This window comes from Noviherbaspirillum aerium (assembly GCF_008929045.1).
GTDB classification, from domain to species: Bacteria; Pseudomonadota; Gammaproteobacteria; order Burkholderiales; family Burkholderiaceae_D; genus Noviherbaspirillum; species Noviherbaspirillum aerium.
In genome coordinates this window covers 1-16480 of the sequence record NZ_VFAH01000049.1, presented here as the reverse complement: position 1 = coordinate 16480, position 16480 = coordinate 1, and the positions used below count along the sequence as shown (strand labels likewise).

21 protein-coding genes and 2 pseudogenes are annotated in these 16480 nt (G+C 63.0%); 16 read left to right on the top strand and 7 right to left on the bottom strand.

What is annotated here, in order from left to right; translation table 11 throughout:
* The 9 genes and pseudogenes from FH061_RS29515 to FH061_RS29475 form a co-directional block, all read left to right on the top strand.
* Positions 1–118, top strand: a pseudogene (locus FH061_RS29515) (IS5/IS1182 family transposase); the annotation flags it as partial.
* Positions 119–499: 381 nt separating this feature from the next.
* Positions 500–1627, top strand: coding sequence for an MlaE family ABC transporter permease (locus FH061_RS29510; RefSeq protein ID WP_151639408.1), 1128 nt, complete (start codon positions 500–502; stop codon positions 1625–1627).
* Complete coding sequence (locus FH061_RS29505) at positions 1627–2403, top strand: ABC transporter ATP-binding protein (RefSeq protein ID WP_151639407.1); 777 nt, start codon at positions 1627–1629, stop codon at positions 2401–2403. Before FH061_RS29510 ends, FH061_RS29505 begins: the two co-directional genes overlap by 1 nt.
* 17 nt (positions 2404–2420) lie before the next feature.
* The gene (locus tag FH061_RS29500) at positions 2421–3371 is read left to right on the top strand and encodes an MlaD family protein (RefSeq protein ID WP_151639406.1); all 951 of its coding nucleotides are present in this window, start codon (positions 2421–2423) and stop codon (positions 3369–3371) included.
* A 25-nt stretch (positions 3372–3396) separates the two neighbouring features.
* Positions 3397–4047: an ABC-type transport auxiliary lipoprotein family protein gene (locus FH061_RS29495; protein ID WP_151639405.1), complete on the top strand. Its 651-nt coding sequence runs from the start codon at positions 3397–3399 to the stop codon at positions 4045–4047.
* 82 nt (positions 4048–4129) lie between these two features.
* Complete coding sequence (locus FH061_RS29490; protein WP_151639404.1) at positions 4130–5284, top strand: VanZ family protein; 1155 nt, start codon at positions 4130–4132, stop codon at positions 5282–5284.
* A gap of 108 nt (positions 5285–5392) precedes the next feature.
* The gene (locus FH061_RS29485) at positions 5393–5710 is read left to right on the top strand and encodes a (2Fe-2S) ferredoxin domain-containing protein (protein WP_151639403.1); all 318 of its coding nucleotides are present in this window, start codon (positions 5393–5395) and stop codon (positions 5708–5710) included.
* Between the two features lie 111 nt (positions 5711–5821).
* Positions 5822–6445: an alpha/beta hydrolase gene (locus FH061_RS29480; RefSeq protein WP_151639402.1), complete on the top strand. Its 624-nt coding sequence runs from the start codon at positions 5822–5824 to the stop codon at positions 6443–6445.
* Between the two features lie 137 nt (positions 6446–6582).
* On the top strand, positions 6583–7728 hold the full coding sequence (locus FH061_RS29475) for a D-alanyl-D-alanine carboxypeptidase family protein (RefSeq protein WP_151639401.1): 1146 nt from the start codon (positions 6583–6585) through the stop codon (positions 7726–7728).
* An 86-nt stretch (positions 7729–7814) separates the two neighbouring features.
* On the opposite strand, the gene FH061_RS29470 is transcribed toward FH061_RS29475, so the two are convergent.
* The gene (locus FH061_RS29470; RefSeq protein WP_151639400.1) at positions 7815–8192 is read right to left on the bottom strand and encodes a hypothetical protein; all 378 of its coding nucleotides are present in this window, start codon (positions 8190–8192) and stop codon (positions 7815–7817) included.
* 8 nt (positions 8193–8200) lie between these two features.
* Positions 8201–8665: a penicillin-insensitive murein endopeptidase gene (locus FH061_RS29465; RefSeq protein ID WP_151639399.1), complete on the bottom strand. Its 465-nt coding sequence runs from the start codon at positions 8663–8665 to the stop codon at positions 8201–8203.
* Between the two features lie 188 nt (positions 8666–8853).
* On the opposite strand from FH061_RS29465, the gene FH061_RS29460 reads away from it, so the two are divergent.
* On the top strand, positions 8854–9144 hold the full coding sequence (locus tag FH061_RS29460; protein WP_151639398.1) for a DUF1330 domain-containing protein: 291 nt from the start codon (positions 8854–8856) through the stop codon (positions 9142–9144).
* A gap of 81 nt (positions 9145–9225) precedes the next feature.
* The gene (locus FH061_RS29455) at positions 9226–9522 is read left to right on the top strand and encodes a DUF493 family protein (RefSeq protein ID WP_151639397.1); all 297 of its coding nucleotides are present in this window, start codon (positions 9226–9228) and stop codon (positions 9520–9522) included.
* 48 nt (positions 9523–9570) lie between these two features.
* Here FH061_RS29455 and gcvA read toward each other — a convergent pair whose 3' ends face one another.
* Positions 9571–10464 (bottom strand): transcriptional regulator GcvA, encoded by an 894-nt coding sequence (gene gcvA, locus FH061_RS29450; protein WP_151639396.1) that lies wholly within the window; start codon positions 10462–10464, stop codon positions 9571–9573.
* Positions 10465–10611: 147 nt separating this feature from the next.
* Here gcvA and FH061_RS29445 point away from each other — a divergent pair, with 147 nt between their 5' ends.
* From FH061_RS29445 to FH061_RS29425, 5 genes are read left to right on the top strand one after another with little or no spacing between them, the layout of a single operon-like run.
* Positions 10612–10965 (top strand): DUF2917 domain-containing protein, encoded by a 354-nt coding sequence (locus FH061_RS29445; RefSeq protein WP_151639395.1) that lies wholly within the window; start codon positions 10612–10614, stop codon positions 10963–10965.
* 23 nt (positions 10966–10988) lie between these two features.
* On the top strand, positions 10989–11237 hold the full coding sequence (locus FH061_RS29440) for a hypothetical protein (protein WP_151639394.1): 249 nt from the start codon (positions 10989–10991) through the stop codon (positions 11235–11237).
* Positions 11238–11265: 28 nt separating this feature from the next.
* A complete protein-coding gene (locus tag FH061_RS29435) occupies positions 11266–11787 on the top strand; it encodes a DUF3291 domain-containing protein (protein WP_151639393.1) in 522 nt (173 codons plus the stop codon).
* On the top strand, positions 11784–12095 hold the full coding sequence (locus FH061_RS29430) for a cupin (protein ID WP_151639392.1): 312 nt from the start codon (positions 11784–11786) through the stop codon (positions 12093–12095). Before FH061_RS29435 ends, FH061_RS29430 begins: the two co-directional genes overlap by 4 nt.
* On the top strand, positions 12095–12979 hold the full coding sequence (locus FH061_RS29425; protein ID WP_151639391.1) for a PhzF family phenazine biosynthesis protein: 885 nt from the start codon (positions 12095–12097) through the stop codon (positions 12977–12979). The genes FH061_RS29430 and FH061_RS29425 overlap by 1 nt, the downstream gene beginning before the upstream one ends.
* Before the next feature lie 13 nt (positions 12980–12992).
* On the opposite strand, the gene FH061_RS29420 is transcribed toward FH061_RS29425, so the two are convergent.
* From FH061_RS29420 to FH061_RS29405, 4 genes and pseudogenes are all read right to left on the bottom strand, one after another.
* Positions 12993–14159, bottom strand: coding sequence for a benzoate/H(+) symporter BenE family transporter (locus FH061_RS29420; RefSeq protein ID WP_151639390.1), 1167 nt, complete (start codon positions 14157–14159; stop codon positions 12993–12995).
* A gap of 257 nt (positions 14160–14416) precedes the next feature.
* On the bottom strand, positions 14417–15427 hold the full coding sequence (locus tag FH061_RS29415; protein ID WP_151639389.1) for an asparaginase: 1011 nt from the start codon (positions 15425–15427) through the stop codon (positions 14417–14419).
* Between the two features lie 25 nt (positions 15428–15452).
* Complete coding sequence (locus FH061_RS29410; RefSeq protein ID WP_151639388.1) at positions 15453–16220, bottom strand: aspartate/glutamate racemase family protein; 768 nt, start codon at positions 16218–16220, stop codon at positions 15453–15455.
* A gap of 133 nt (positions 16221–16353) precedes the next feature.
* Positions 16354–16480 (bottom strand): annotated as a pseudogene (locus FH061_RS29405) (branched-chain amino acid ABC transporter substrate-binding protein); the annotation flags it as partial.

Genomic DNA, 16480 nt, shown 5'->3' with positions numbered 1-16480 from the left:
GTCCTTTGCGTGGCTTGAAAAGTGCAGAAGGCTATGGAAGAACTGTGAGCGAAAGCTGCATACCAGCGAACAGTTTATTGTCCTCGCGTTCCTCGCTCTCCTGCTAAAAAGATACTGAGCACGCTCTAAAAATCTACGCGGCTGTGATCTCGACACCGGCACATTCTTGTTTAATTTAGCTAACCTTATCGTTGCTGTTATTGCAGCCTTTTCACCAATAGCTTTCTGGGTCTTTAAATGACTTTGCAAAGATCTTCGATTAGTGTACTGCTCTCGTTTTTCTGCACGCGCCTTATTTCAACGCCAATAGAAATTCTATGGACTTGATTGTTTAACGAAACGCGTAAAGTAGGACGACAACGCTCGATCAAGCAATAATCGACATACAGCATAAATACACCGGATTAAAAACTTTACAAACAATATTCCTGTCGCCCAATGGCATGGCTGCCCGATTCGAATTTGGACCCCCTTTCGATTTCTCCCTTACACTACGCGGATGTCCAATCAGCAAGCCCCAGCACTCAATGTCATCGGCGAACGCCCTTCGCGCCTGGCCGCCATCGGCCAGTGGCAGGTGCATGCGCTGGCGGCAGACAATGCGCTTGCGGGGCTGAGCAGGCAGCTCCGCACGGCGGCCAGGGATGCGGACATGGAGTGGGACCTGTCGGGCATCGAAGCGCTCGACCATTTCGGCGCGCAGATTCTGTGGAATGCGTGGGGCAAGCGGCGCCCGCGGCATCTCATCCTGTCGCCCCAGCATGAAGACACGTTTGCCCGCATCGAACAGGCCGGCATGCTGAGCCTGCCTCCCAGGTCCAAGCCGCACTGGTTTTCGCCGGCAACCCTGCTGCGCGTTCAGCGCAACTTCGCCGGGCACCTGTATTCCTTCGTGGTGCTGATCGGCCAGCTGATGCTCGACTTCGGCCGCTTCGCGCGCCGGCCGCTGCGCGGCCCGTGGAAGGAAATCTCGTCGAACATTTATCACATTGGCTATCAGGCGCTCGGCATCACCGCGCTGGTCGGATTCCTGATCGGCGTGGTGCTGTCCTTCCTGTCGGCGCAGCAGCTGCATACCTTCGGCGGCGACATCTACCTGGTCAACATCCTCGGCATGAGCGTGATCCGCGAGCTCGGCCCGCTGCTGGCGGCCATCCTCGTCGCCGGCCGCTCGGGCTCGGCGATCACCGCGCAGCTGGGCGTGATGCGCGTGACCGAGGAGCTCGATGCGATGCTGGTGATGGGCATGTCGCACGGCTTTCGCCTGATCATGCCGAAGGTACTGGCGCTGTCGATCTCGATGCCGCTGCTGGTGGTCTGGACCGACGCGGTGGCGCTCGCCGGCGGCATGGTGGCGGCCAAGGTGGAACTCGGCCTGTCCGTCAGCTATTTCCTGCAGGCTCTGCCGGATGCGGTGCCGCTGGCCAATTACTGGATCGGCATCGGCAAGGGCGTCGTGTTCGGCGCGCTGATCGCCCTGGTGGCCTGCCACTTCGGCCTGCGCATCAAGCCCAATACCGAAAGCCTCGGCCAGGGAACCACGCTGTCGGTGGTGACATCGATCACGGTGGTGATTCTTGCCGATGCGGTGTTCGCCATCCTGTTCAAGGGCGTGGGGTTCTACTGATGACGGCGCCGATCATCCAGATCCAGGGCCTGTGGACGAAGTTCGGCCAGGTCGTCGTGCACCAGGACCTGGACCTGGAAGTGCAGCCGGGTGAAATCGTGTCGCTGGTCGGCGGTTCCGGCTCGGGCAAGACCACGCTGCTGCGGCAGATGCTGGGGCTCGAACATCCGGCGCGCGGCTGCGTGCGGGTGCTCGGCGAGGACATCAACGGCTGCGGCAGCGTGCGGCGCCAGCAATTGCGCAACCACTGGGGCATGCTGTTCCAGCATGGCGCCCTGTTCTCGGCACTGACCGCGCTCGACAACGTGGCCCAGCCGATGCGCGAACTGCGCGGCCTGCCGGAAGACCTGATCCGCGACGCCGCCCTGCTGAAACTGGCGATGGTCGGCCTGACGCCGAAGGATGCGCTGAAGATGCCGGCCGACCTGTCCGGCGGCATGGTCAAGCGGGTCGCGCTGGCGAGGGCGCTGGCGCTGGAACCGGAACTGCTGTTCCTCGACGAGCCGACCGCCGGACTTGATCCGGATCTGTCGGAAAGCTTCGTGTCGCTGATTCGCGGCCTGCATCAGCAGATGCGGCTGACGGTGGTGATGGTCACCCATGATCTCGACACGCTGTTCGCGCTGTCGAGCAAGATCGCGGTACTGGCGGAAAAACGGGTGATCGCGATGGGCACGCCCGAGGAAGTGATCTCCCTGCCGCATCCTTTCATCAAGCAGTTCTTCCTCGGCGAGCGCGGCCAGCGCGCGCTGGAAGTCCTGCGTGACAAGCAATGAAGCATTAGGAATCGTTTATGGAAAACAAGTCGCATGCATTGATGGCGGGCCTCTTCACGCTGGCGCTGCTCGCAGCCGCCATCCTGGGCGGCATCTGGTTCAATCAGGACCGCGTGCAGTGGGTGCCGTACCAGATCGCCACCAAGCTGTCGATCCCCGGCCTCAATCCGCAGGCGGCGGTGCGCTATCGCGGGCTCGACATCGGCAAGGTGGACGGGATTGCATTCGACCCGCAGGTGATCGGACAGATCCTGGTCAACATCAGCGTACAGCCGGATGCGCCGATCACCGAATCGACCTTCGCCACGCTCGGCTACCAGGGCGTGACCGGCATTGCCTATGTTCAGCTCGACGACGACGGCAGCCGCCCGGTGCGCCTGCCCAGCGGCCCTGAAAAGATTGCGCGCATCGAGATGCGGCCCAGCCTGTTCGACCAGCTGCAGACGCGCGGCCTGGCCATCCTGCAGCAAACCGAGGAAGTGGCCAAGCGCATCAACGGCATTCTCACGCCGGAGAACCAGGAAGCCATCATCGGCGCCGTCAACAATGTGAGCAAGGCCGCTGTCGCGCTGGAAGCGATTCCGGCCAAGCTGCAGCCGACGCTGGACCGCCTGCCCGGCGTGACGGCGCAGGCGCAGCAGACACTCGGCACCGTCAACAGGCTGTCGGCCAATGCCAGCGAGCTGACCCGCAGCCTCAACGGCATGGTCGCCGGACTGCAGGCGCCCGACGGCCCGATCACGCGTTTTTCCAGCAGCATGGAACAGCTCGGCGCGGTGGCCGGCAAGATCGAGTTCGAAACACTCCCGCTGATCAACGATGCCCGCGCTTCCCTGCGCACGCTCAACCGCACGCTGGACAACCTGAACGAGCGCCCGCAGAGCGTGCTGTTCGGATCCTCGGTGATTGCGCCCGGACCGGGAGAAAGCGGATTCGCCGCACCGCAGGTATCCGGGCAGGCTCAATAGGGAGTAAGGGAAAACAATGGCAACCATGAAAACACACCACGCTCTCGGCAGGCGCGTTCTGATCGGCGCCGGCATCGCCGCCCTGTCCCTGCTCTCGGCCTGCTCGGTCGTCAGCCGCCCGGACGCCGCGATGCTCTACGACCTCGGGCCGCTGCGCACGCAAGCCGCCGCGCCGCCGCAGGCATCGCCGACATCACAACGCCTGCCTGCGCTGCCCGCGCTCAGCATCGCCGACATCCAGGTGCCCGCCTGGCTCGACAGCTCGCTGATTTTCTACCGCCTCAGCTACGCCAATGAACAGCAGCCGCGCCCCTATGCGCAGGCGCGCTGGAGCATGCCGCCCGGGCAGCTGTTGCAGCAGCACCTGAAGTCGCGCATCGCCCAGGCCGGCGGCGCGGTGCTTTCGCCGGCAGCGGCCGCGCCCAATGTGCCGGTGCTGCGCATCGAGGCCGACGATTTCACGCAAATCTTTTCCAGCCCCGCCCAAAGCGTTGGCCAGGTCAGCCTGCGCGCATCGGTCTTCAGGGAGCGCACGCTGGTTGCACAGCGCAGCTTCGTGCGGCAGGCGCCGGCGCCCTCGGCGGATGCGGCCGGCGGCGTGCGCGCCCTGGCCGACGCGGGCGATGCCGCGCTGGGCGCCATGATCGCGTGGCTCGCCTCCCTCGATCTCAAATAATCTGCTTGCCGGGCCGGTTGCCTCTGGCCAAAATACGAGACCATGCATTGCTCCGAATGCATGACACCGACACCGGATTGCCATGTTGCCAAACGAGGAACACCAGGCGGCGGACGCCGCCTCCGCTTCATTGTCCGCCAGCGCATCGACCTTCGCCCGCGCCGGCCTGCTGATGTACACCTTCCTGATCGCCTACGCCAGCCTGTATCCGCTGTCCAGCTGGCAGAGCAAGGGGCTGCCGCTGTTTGGCTTCCTGTTCATGCCGATGCCGCATTACTGGACGGGTTTCGACGTGATCACCAATATCGTCGGCTACGTGCCCTTCGGCGCGCTGGTCGTATTCTCCCTGCATCCGCACCTCAAGGGCGCCGCGGCCGCGATCGTCGCCATTTTCTGCGGCATGCTCCTGTCCGGCGCCATGGAGGCGACCCAGACCCTGCTGCCCAACCGCGTGTCTTCCAACCTGGATTTTCTGACCAATATCACCGGCAGCGGGCTGGGCGCGGTGGCGGGCGTGCTGCTCAGCCCCTTCTTTCTTGAACACAGCCGGCTGCTGCGGAGAATCCGCCGCGCCTGGCTGATTCCGGAAGCGGGCCGCGGGCTGATCGTCATCGGCCTGTGGCCGCTGGCGCAGATCTATCCGCAGGGTTATCTGTTCGGTCATGGACAGTTTCTGCCCATCCTGTCGGACTGGCTTTCCGCCTGGATGGAAAGACCGATCGACCTGCTGGCCCTCGCCAGCAGCCATATTCACCTGACCGTGCAGCAGTTCTGGCTGGCCGAAACCCTCATCACCGCCTGCGGCATGACGACCGCGCTGCTGATGCTCTCCTGCATGCTGCGCAAGCAGGCCCCGCGAGCGGTGCTGCTGGTGCTGCTGGCGGTCGGCGCCGCAGCGGTGAAGCTGCTGGCCAATGCGCTGCTGTTTACGCCGGCCAATACGCTGGCCTGGCTGACGCCGGGCGCGGAAGGCGGCCTCCTGATCGGCGCGATGATGGTCGGCGGCCTCGCCTTCGCGCCGCCGGCCGCGCAGCGCCGGCTCGCCATCTTCAGCCTGATGGTGAGCCTGGTGGCCATCAACATGGTGCCGGCCAACCCGTATTTCATCGCCACGCTGCAGACCTGGGTCCAGGGCCGTTTCCTCAACTTCAACGGCGCCGCGCATTTCCTGTCGGTGGTCTGGCCTTTGTTTGCGCTGTGGTTCCTGCTGCATCCCATGCATCGCCTGAAGAGATAGAGCGTTTCCACCCTGACCTGCCGCAAGGCGCGCGAAGCCTTGCCCGATAACGGGCTCAAGCCGCGCGGTGTATGATTGCCGCTTCATCCTGTATCGACGAGAGTAGTCATGTCCGACAAGCCCTATTACCAGCACCATGTGTTCTTTTGCCTGAACCAGCGCGACGAAGGCCGTCCCTGCTGCGCCGACCGCTGCGCGCAGAATGCGCAGGAGCATGCGAAGAAGCGCATCAAGCAGCTCGGCCTGAGCGGCCAGGGCAAGGTGCGGATCAACAAGGCGGGCTGCCTGGACCGCTGCGAGGAAGGCCCGGTACTGGTGGTCTATCCGGAAGGCACCTGGTACACCTATGTGGACACGGAAGACATCGATGAAATCATCGATACCCATCTGGTCGGCGGCAAGGTCGTGGATCGGCTCAAGATCTGAGGAACACAGGATCGCCGGCAACATCGCGCGATACGTTGCGGCAACAGCTTCGCTTCACCGTCATCTATCCTTAATTCCCCGTCCCGCAGCGGCGGGACGCATCCCAGAACAATGAACGCTCAAACTCAACGCTTCTCCATCACGGGCGCCGCCGGTTCGCTCGAATGCGCGCTGGACCTGCCCGAAACCGCGCCCCGCGGCCTCGCCCTTGTTGCGCATCCGCACCCGCTCTATGGCGGCACCATGGACAACAAGGTGGCGCAGACGCTGGCCCGCGCCTTCGTCGCCATCGGCTATGCGACCGTGCGCATGAATTTCCGCGGCGTGGGCAAGTCGGAAGGCGTGCATGATGCGGGCCGCGGCGAAACCGACGACATGGCCCTGCTGCTGGAACACATGAAGCAGCAGTATCCCGGCCTGCCGGTCGCGCTTGGAGGTTTCTCCTTCGGCACTTTCGTGCAATCGCAGCTGCAGCAGCGCCTGATCGCCAGCGGCATGCCCGCCGAGCGCCTGGTGCTGGTCGGCAGCGCCGCCGGCAAGTGGACGATGCCGGAAGTCCCCGCCAACACCATTCTCATCCACGGCGAGCATGACGACACCATTCCCCTGGCCGATGTGCTTGACTGGGCGCGTCCGCAGGATTTACCGGTGATCGTCATTCCCGGCGCCGATCACTTTTTCCACCGCAAATTGCAGCACATAAAGAATTTCGTGGTCGAAATGTGGCATCGGTAACTATCCGGCGGAAACGCGCAGGTGCCCCGCCGCATCGGCCGGGTTTGCGATTCGCGCATTCCGCAGGGCTATAATTTGCATCTCGCTTCCTGTTGTCATCCGCCGCTTCGCCGGCGGGCATTCCTTTTCTGCCAACAATGAAAAAAATCCTTGCGGCCCTCGCTGCCACCGTATTGTCCTTGTCTGCGGCCTTCGCGCAGTCACTTCCCGCACCCACCATCGCCGCCAAGTCATGGCTCCTGCTCGACGCCACCAGCGGCCAGGTACTGGCTTCGCAGGAAGCGGCCACCCGCATCGAGCCGGCATCGCTCACCAAGATCATGACCGCCTACCTGGCTTTCTCGGCCATCAAGGAAAAGCGCCTCGACCCGGAGCAAATGATCAACGTGTCGGTGCGCGCCTGGAAGGTCGATGCCGGCAGCTCCAAGATGTTCATCGATCCGGCCAAGCCGGTGAAGGTCAATGATCTGCTGTACGGCCTGATCGTCCAGTCCGGCAATGACGCCGCCGTCGCGCTAGCTGAAGCGGTCGCCGGCACCGAAGACGCCTTCGTGACGCTGATGAACCGCGAAGCCGAACGCATGGGCCTGAAGAACACCCGCTTCGCCAATGCGCACGGCCTGCCCAGCGCGGACAACTACTCGACCGCGCAGGATCTGTCGATTCTGGCGGCGCGCATGATCGCCGACCATCCGGATCATTACAAGATTTATTCGACCAGGGAATACACCTATAACAAGATCAAGCAGCCCAACCGCAACCGCCTGCTGTGGCTCGATCCTACCGTCGACGGCATGAAGACCGGCCATACCGCCGGCGCCGGCTATTGCCTGATCTCCACCGCCAAGCGCCCGAACGGCAACGGCGAACGCCGCCTGATCTCGGTCATCCTCGGCACCGTGTCCGACCAGGTGCGCGCCCAGGAAAGCCTGAAGCTGCTGAACTGGGGCTTCCAGAACTTCGATACCGTGAAGCTGTATGCCAAGGGCCAGCCGGTGGCAACGCCGGCAGTCTGGAAAGGCACCCAGAACCAGGTCAAGATCGGCTTCAACCATGATGTCTACGTGACCGTGCCCAAGGGCGTGGCCGACAAGATGAAGCCGGTGCTCGAGCGCAAGGACCCGCTGGTCGCGCCGGTGGCGCAGAACAGCAGGGTCGGGACGCTGAAGATGATGGTCGACGGCAAGCCGCTGACCGAATTGCCGGTGACCGCGCTGGAACAGGTGAATGAAGCCGGCATCTTCGGCCGCGCCTGGGATTCCATGCGGTTGATGATGAAGTAAGTATCAGGCTGTTCGACAGTTTCGCTGCAAGGGGCGGGTGTGGTCACCCGCCCTTTTTCTTTGGTATCGTACGCAGCAACCCGGCATCAGCAAATCTGGCCGCCGATGCTCTTTCCTGTGGCAAGGTCAAACCCGAAGTAGCAGTTGTAGGCGCCCCGCCTGCTTCGGGTGCAGATCAGCCGATCCTTGATGCGGGTGCGTTCTCCGGCTTCGCCACTACAGGCGTCTTTGGTATCGGGGCCCATGGCTTCGAACATGTGGCGTGCCGCGGCGGCGTCAATCTTGAAGGCGATTTTCTTGTTTCCTTCGACAGGAGCCTGCATGTCGCCCAATACGCCCCCGTAGACTTCATACTGGCCTTTGAACGGATGGTAAGTGAAATTCCACCTATCGCTGGATAATTGCGCGCTTGCCAGCGGCATCTGAACGCATAACAGCAGGAAGAAAAAAACGAATTTCTGCATGACTGACCTTAAAGCGTTACATCGAGATGAAAATGGTTGTCGTGTGAGATCCGAGGCTTCACACGCGGTATCACAAGGTCATTGAAAAGAACGCCCTTGACCACTCCTGAGGCCAGAAACAGTTCTATCAGTTTGCCGGTTGCGGCTCGATCATATTGCCGATCACGCCAATCGACTGGTAGCGGCTTTCCATCGCGCCTTAGCGGTCGAATATCGACCTCTAGTCCACTCTGATGCGTTTTATGAGGGGGAAACGCGACGCCTCCGGGCAAGCTGATATTTCCCACTCCAAAGCTGCGGCTATCCATGGAAGCCCACCGATGCGCAACCTGAAAAATCAGGCTGAGAATCTTTGGATGGGCATACTGCCCTTGACCTCGTACCGGCGTACCATAGGTGTAATAACCCGCCTCTCCCAACGATTGAGGAAGCATGAAATAACCTCTTGAATCTTTAGGCTCAATATTTCGCATGGATGAATTTCCTTGTCGGACCAAAAAGAAAATTGATGCTGACAAGGCAGGGCAATATTGTCAATTTTGCAAATGCAAGTTTATGTATCCTGCATCAATTCATCACTGCAATGCGCGAAACAGTCTGACTGCCGTAATGGTAAATTGCCTATCCATCGATCTCATAATAAAGTAACTTTTTCCTTCTCATGCCTGCCTACATCATCGGCCACATCACCATCAAGACCCCGGAACAGTGGGATGCCTACCGCGCGCAGGTTGGCGCCACGATTGCCGCCTGGGGCGGGGAGCTGGTATTCCGCGGAAAGAAGATCGAGGTATTCAGCGGCGAGCATCCGCAGACCGATACCGTGGTTGCGCGCTTTCCCGACAGGGCGGCGGTACTCGGATGGCATGCGTCGCCCGAATACCAGGCGCTGATTCCGCTGCGCGATGCGGGAGCCGACGTGACGCTGATCAGTTACGAGGCATCGGCGTAAAATACCGGCTTTGCCGACCTCTCCAAGGTCGCGCCACCCGCTGCTTTCATCCCGGAAAGCCGCCGCAGCCGGAAACCCATCATGTCCCAGCCTACACAGCCTAAGCAGCCTACGCAGCCCACAGAAAGCCTCATCGAATATCCCAGCGACTTCCCCATCAAGATCATGGGCATCATGCAGGATGCCTTCGCGCAGACCATGGTCGATGTCGTGGTGCGCCATGACCCGACCTTTCACGCGGGGAAGATGGAAATGCGTCCCTCGTCCAAGGGCACTTATCTCGCGCTGACCGTGACGGTGCGCGCAACCAGCCGGGAACAGCTCGACAACCTGTACCGCGAACTGTCCTCGCACCCGATGGTCAAGGTCGTGCTCTAACAGCGGCGCTCATCGGCGCTCATCGGCGGCCGCAGCGCTCATCGGCGCTCATCGCTCCGCCTTGGCCACTTCTTCCAGCAGCCACTGGCGGAAGGCCTGCACCTGCGGCTTGCGCAGCGCTTCCTCGGGGCAGACGAGGTAATACGACAGCGTGCATTTCGCCGCCACATCGAACAGCCGCACCACATCGCCGGAGGCGATGTCGGTCATCGCCACCGCATGGCGCGCCAGCGCGATGCCATGGCCTTCGGCGGCGGCCCGCACCAGCATCGAGGAATCTTCGAACACCAGTCCGCCGGTCGGCTCCAGCAAGTCGAGCCCGGCGGCGCGGAACCACGGCGTCCATGGCTCGCCCTCGCAGCGCAGCAGCGGATGCTTCACCATTTCCCTGGGCGTTTTCGGCAGCTTGCCGCCGTTGAAGCGCGGGCTGACGATCGGATAGTAGTAGTCGTCCAGCAGTTTTTCCACCACCAGGCCGGGATAATTGCCGCTGCCGAAACGAATGCCGATATCGACCGATTCCCGTACGAAGTCGGTCAGGTGACTGCTCGACTGCAGCATGACTTCCAGTTCAGGATACCGCTCGATGAAACGCCCCAGGCGGGGTGACAGCCAGCGTGCCGCGAAGGATGGCAGGGCGGTGACGGTCAGGCGCTTCTGCTTGCCCTCCACCCGCAATTCGGCGGCCGCCGCCGCGATATCGCCGAGCGCCCTGCGCAGGATGCCGGCAAAGCGCTCGCCTTCCGGCGTGATCGCGATGCGCTTGCCATGGCGCAGGAACAGCGCGACGCCCAGTTCCTCCTCAAGCGCACGAATCTGATGGCTGATGGCGCCATGCGTGACATGGATCTCTTCGGCGGCGCGCGAGAAGTTCTGGTGACGCGCCGCAGCTTCGAAAGCGCGCAGCGCCGCAAGGTTGGGAAGTCGTCTCAGATCCGCCATCTTTGTGAATTTATTTAACAAAGAAAGCCAAAATATATCGTTTAGACATGGCAGGAGCAAGCACTAGAATGACTTCACGCGGTCGGGGATTGCCTGTCAATGCAAGTCTGCAGGGCGCCTTTCCACGTTTTTCAGGAGTGTACTGTCATGAGAGGACTATTCACAAACCAGCACCTATCGATCGAACCCGGCCAGACCGTTTCCGGCATCGCGCCGCGTGCGCAGACCCTGCGCGTGACCCGCGGCAATGTCTGGCTGACGGTGGAAGGCATCAAGCATGATTACTGGCTGAGCGCCGGCGACAGCTTTACCGCGATTCCTGGCAAACTGATCGTCATCGAAGCAGACAGCGCGAGCAGCATCGATACCCGCCGTGCCGGCGCCCGCCAGGCCGTCGCCACCGTTGGCACCTGGCTGGCCGGACTGGCGCAGCGCCTGTTCGGCCATGCCACGGTCAATGCCAGCCTCAAGCGCCATCGCAGCTGCAACGGCGTCTGCTGAACTTTCTGCCCGAGGAGAAGCGCATGCGTGCTGCGGTATACCGCCGGACCGGTCCGGCCAGGGAAGTCCTGACGATCGAAGACATTTCCACGCCGGAACCGGAACCGGGCCCGGGACAGGTGCGGGTCCGGCTGCAGTTCCCGGGCGTGAATCCATCCGGCGTGAAGACCCGGGCCGGCCTGCGCACCCGCACCCTGCCCTTCGAACGCATCATTCCGCACAAGGTGGAAGGCGTCAAGGTGACGGGCAATGTGGTGCTCGACATTACCTGAACACCACTCGACGGCGCAGGGAGAACACATGAAATGTCAACTCGCACAGGTCAACATCGCCCGAGCACTGGCGCCGATGAATGATCCGGTCATGGCAGGCTTCGCGGCGCGCCTCGATGGCATCAACGCTCTTGCCGAAAGCAGCCCGGGATTCGTCTGGCGGCTCAAGACCGACGACGGCAATGCAACCGCGATCAGCGCCTACGACGATGCACTCATCCTGGTCAATCTGTCGGTATGGGAATCGGTCGAGCATCTCAGGCAGTTCGTCTACCGCAGCGCGCATGCCGAGGTGATGAAATCGCGCAGGCAGTGGTTTGAACGGATGCGCGAATCCCATACCGCGCTGTGGTGGATCGCGCCCGGGCATGTGCCGACCGTCGCCGAGGCGAAGGAACGCCTGGCCTACCTGCGCCGGTATGGCGACACCGAATTTGCCTTCTCCTTTGCCAAGATCATCCACCCGCCCGGCGCAGTGCAGCCGGTAGAGCAATCCAGGCAAGCAGAACAAGCAGAACCATCCACCGTCATCTCAGGGACAACAGCATGAAAGTCATCCGCAGCAAGGAGTTCACCGCCGAACGCGCCTGGGGCGCCCTCGACATCGCCAACATGGGCGGCGTCACCACGCGCCTGCACTGGACCGACAGGCCTTACCAATGGCATGTCAACGACGGCGAGGAAGTGTTCGCGGTGCTCGACGGCGTGGTCGAGATGCACTACCGGGAACAGGGCATCGAGAAGGCAGCCGTGCTGCAGACCGGCGATGTCTTCTTTGCCGGCATCGGCTGCGAGCATGTCGCCCATCCGCGCGGCGCGGCGCGCATCCTGGTGATCGAAAAGGAAGGCAGCGTCTGATGGATGTCCAGGTGCAGATCGTCAACGCCTTCGTCGACGGCGAGCGCGGCGGCAATCCGGCCGGCGTGGTGCTCGATGCCGAACGCCTGAGCCGCGAGCAGAAGCAGGCCATCGCCGCCGGCGTAGGCCTTTCCGAGACGGCATTCGTGTCGCCTTCGCCACTGGCGGACTTCAGGCTGGAGTTCTTTACGCCGTCGCGCCAGATCGCCCATTGCGGCCATGCGACCATTGCCGCTTTCGGCTACCTGCAGCAGCTGGGCCGCGTCAGGCATGCCGAAAGCTCGAAGGAAACCATCGACGGCACGCGCGCCATCCGCCTGCAGGAAGGCATGGCTTTCATGGCGCAGCTTGCGCCGCGCTACACCGAACTCGGCAACGCCACGCCCGGCATCGATACCGACCGGATACTGGCCTCGCTGCAGCTGAGCCGGGACGACCTGATCGACGGCCTGCTGCCGGCGGTGGTCCATACGGGCAATGCCTTTCTGATCGTGCCGCTGAAGAATGAAGCGGCCCTGCTGAGGGCACGGCCGCAGATGGACGAGATTGAGGCAGTCAGCGAGGAGCTCGATCTGATCGGCTATTACCTGTTTTCCACCGAAACGAAACAGGCGGGGCGCCATGCCGGCACGCGCATGTTCGCGCCCCGATATGGCATCGCCGAGGAAGCGGCAACCGGCATGGCGGCGGGTCCGCTCGCCTGCTTCCTGCACGACAGGCTGCAGATCGATGCCGACATCCTGCTGATCGAGCAGGGCTATCTGATGCAGCAAGCCTCGCCCAGCGTGATCACGGTGCGTTTGAACAAGGCGGATGGCCGCATCAGCGGCCTGATGGCGGGCGGACGTGCGGCGGTGATGGAAAGCCGCGTCGTGCAGCTCTGATGTGCGGCTCTGATCATGGCTTGCGGGCGCGCAGCACCAGCAGCGCAATGACGCCGGCGACCAGGCCCCAGAATGCCGAACCGACACCCGCGAGCGTCACGCCGGAAGCCGTCACCAGGAAAGTAACCAGCGCCGGCTCCCGCTCCTGCTCGTTGGCCAGCGCCGACGCCAGGCCGTTGCCGATGGTGCCGAACAGGGCGAGGCCCGCAATCGCCAGCACCAGCTCCTTCGGAAAGGCGGCGAACACGGCGCCGACCGTGGCCCCGAAAATGCCGACCAGCAGATAGAAGACGCCGGCCGCCACCGCCGCGACATAGCGGCGCTTCGGATCTTCATGCGCTTCGCGCCCCATGCAGATGGCGGCGGTGATCGCGGCCAGGTTCAGCGCGAAGCCGCCGAACGGCGCGAGCAGCAGGTTGGCCACGCCGGTCCAGCCCACCACCGGCGAGATCGGCACCGCATATCCCGACGCGCGGATCACGGCCACGCCCGGCACGTTCTGCGACGCCATGGTGACGACGAACAGCGGCAGCGCCACGCCGACGACGGCAGCGACGGAAAAGCTGGGCGTGATCCATTTCGGCTGCGCCAGTTCGAAGCGTATGCCTTCCAGATGCAAGAGGCCGCCGGCCGCGGCGATCGCAATGCCGACCGCAAGGGTCGCAATGACCGCGTAGCGCGGAAACAGCCTGCGGCCGATCAGATAGACCATGAACATGGCGAACGCCATTCCGAACTGCGTCTTCATCGCGATGAAGGTATCCATGCCGAAACGCAGCAGCACGCCGGCCAGCATGCCGGAGGCGATCGATACCGGAATGCGGCTGATCATGCGTTCGAAGAAGCCGGAAAAGCCGCACAGGGTAATCATCGCGGCCGAGAGCAGGAAGGCGCCGGTCGCCTGGTCGAGCGGAACGCCGGCCGCGCCGGTGATCAGCATGGCCGCGCCGGGCGTCGACCAGGCGATCACCACCGGCATCCGGTAGCGCAGCGACAGCAGGATGCAGGTCAGGCCCATGCCCAGCCCCAGCGCCCACATCCAGGAAGCGATTTCCGCCGGCCCGGCGCCGAGCGCGCTGGCGCCCTGGAACACGATGACGGCGGAACTGGTGAAGCCGACCAGCACGGTGACAAAGCCCGCGGCGAGCGCGGAGAGGGAGAAATCCTTGAAGAATGACATGACGCAGGCCGGGCGCAGTTGGGCAAGCCGGCATTGTTGCATGGATGCCGGCGTGATGCAGATACGCCGGATTGGCGAGGCCGGGACGGCGGGATCAGTTCAAGCCGGGCTCGATTCTGGCACTTCAACAGCGAAGAGTCGCTCCCCTCTCCCGCAGGCGGGAGAGGGGCGGGGGTGAGGGAGATTGCCAAGCCCGGGAAGCCTTGCGTAAACCCTGCCCGCCCGCCCTGCGGGAGATGGTCGTTGCTTCAAACGCGCTAACTCACCTCGCCGCAAACATCACGCACCAGAGCGCCCCGCACTTCCTCCGGCGTCAGGCCAAGCGCAAAAAGATGATGCAGCTTGGTGAACACCGCTTCGAAGCTCATGTCGCGGGCGCCGACCACGCCGGCCGCCGTCATGCCGGCTCCGGCCGCATAGGTGCCGATATGGACCTCGCCGTGCAGGCACTGGCTGCGCGCCGCCAGCACCGTGCCCTCCGCACTGGCGTGCGCGAGCATCCGCAGCAGCGCCGGGTCGCGGTCCGGCGCATTGCCGGAACCGTAGCACTCCAGGATGACTGCCCGGGGCTTGAGCGCCAGCAAGGCCTCGACTGCCCGCATCGGCATGCCGGGCACGAAACGCAGCGGCAGTATCAGCGCATCGTCATAATCCGGCAGCTGAAAATTTTCGCGTGCCGGCCTCGCCAGCAAGGCGGATGCATTCAGGCGCGGCTCGATGCCGATTTCCGCCAGGTGCGGATAGCAGGGCGTGTCGAAGGCTTCCATCCGCGAGGCGCTGACCTTGGTCGAGCGATTGCCGCGCAGCAGCCGGCCATGGAAGCAGATCGCCACTTCGCTGATCGCATCGCTGGCAGCCAGCTGCAATGCGGTGATCAGGTTCTGCGCCGCATCCGAACGCGGCGCGGCGAGCGGCACCTGGGAACCGGTGACGATGACGGGCTTGCGCAAGCCCTGCAGCATGAAGGACAGCGCCGATGCAGTGTAGGCCATGGTGTCGGTGCCGTGCAGCACGACGAAACCGTCATGGTCGCCGTAGCGCGCGGCAATGTCGCGCCCCAGCCTTTGCCAGTCCTGCGGCGTGGCATTGGTGCTGTCGATCGGATCGTCGTAGGCATACAGGCTATGGCGCGGCAGCATGTCGCCATGTTGGCCGAGCAGGCGCGACAGGACGGAAACGAAGTCCGGCATGGGCGCATATCCTTGCGGCGTCATTGCCATGCCTATCGTGCCGCCGGTGTAGATCACGCCGATATGTTTTCTGCTCATGATGTCTGAAAAGGAAAGATGCGGGTCATGCTCGGGCCGCGCCGCCGATATTGCCGATACCGTCGGTATCATCGGTCCCATTGGCCAGCTGTGCCAGCCGGCGCGCTACCAGAGCGGTGACATCGATGATCTGCTTGCCGGCCGTGTCGGAGCCGCCGACCGGAATCAGCGGCAGTTCGGTGCAGGCAAGAAGCACCGCGGGCGCCTGGAGTTCGGACAGCAGCGCATGGAACTGCGGGCGCAGCTGCGGCGCCACGCCGCCATGGGTTTTTACGTCATAGATCAGCTGGTGCAGCCGCTCCGCGCTCCTGCCCTGCGGAAGTTCGACCTCCACATGCTCGGCGAGCTTGCGGTAGTGCGACCATTCTCCGAATTCGACCACCGGACGCGCGCCCAGCAGCGCCACCCTGGCGATGCCGTTCTGCCGGAGGTAATCCACCACCACATCGGCGAAGGAAACGAACTTGGCCGGCAAGCCGAGCGCATCGAGCCGCGGCTGGTAGACATTGAGGGTATTGCAGGCGATCGCGTAATAGTCGACGCGCGCTGCGATGGCGATGGCTGTCTCGCGCAGGCATTTCCAGACCGGCTCGTCATTGCGGTCCAGCTCCATCGACAGGCCGAGCGCGGGTTCGGAATGCACGGTTACCGCCGGCGCATCGAGGTCGCCGCGGAAAGCCGCGCCTTGCAGCTCGCGGCTGGCCTGCAGGAGCTTGCTCCACATATCGATGCCGGCTTCGGGACCTGACCCGGTGATGATGCCAATTCTCTTGCGACGGGATGCGGGGTGCATGGCGGAATATTTGATGCCGGATGCAAAAGGAGGGGAAGGCAGCAGCGCGTCCAGCCTTCGCAAGGCATGTGCTGATGAAGAATGAAAGATTGCGGCCGGCGCAATGCCGGCCGCATGAGGAGCTACGACTGGCTTACTTCACGACAGCCAGCTGTTCGCGCTTGCCACCCTTGTAGGTGTAGAGCGTGAGGGTGCCGTTCTTGATATCGCCGCGGTTGTCGAAGACGATATTGCCGGTCACGCCCTTGTAGTTGATCTTC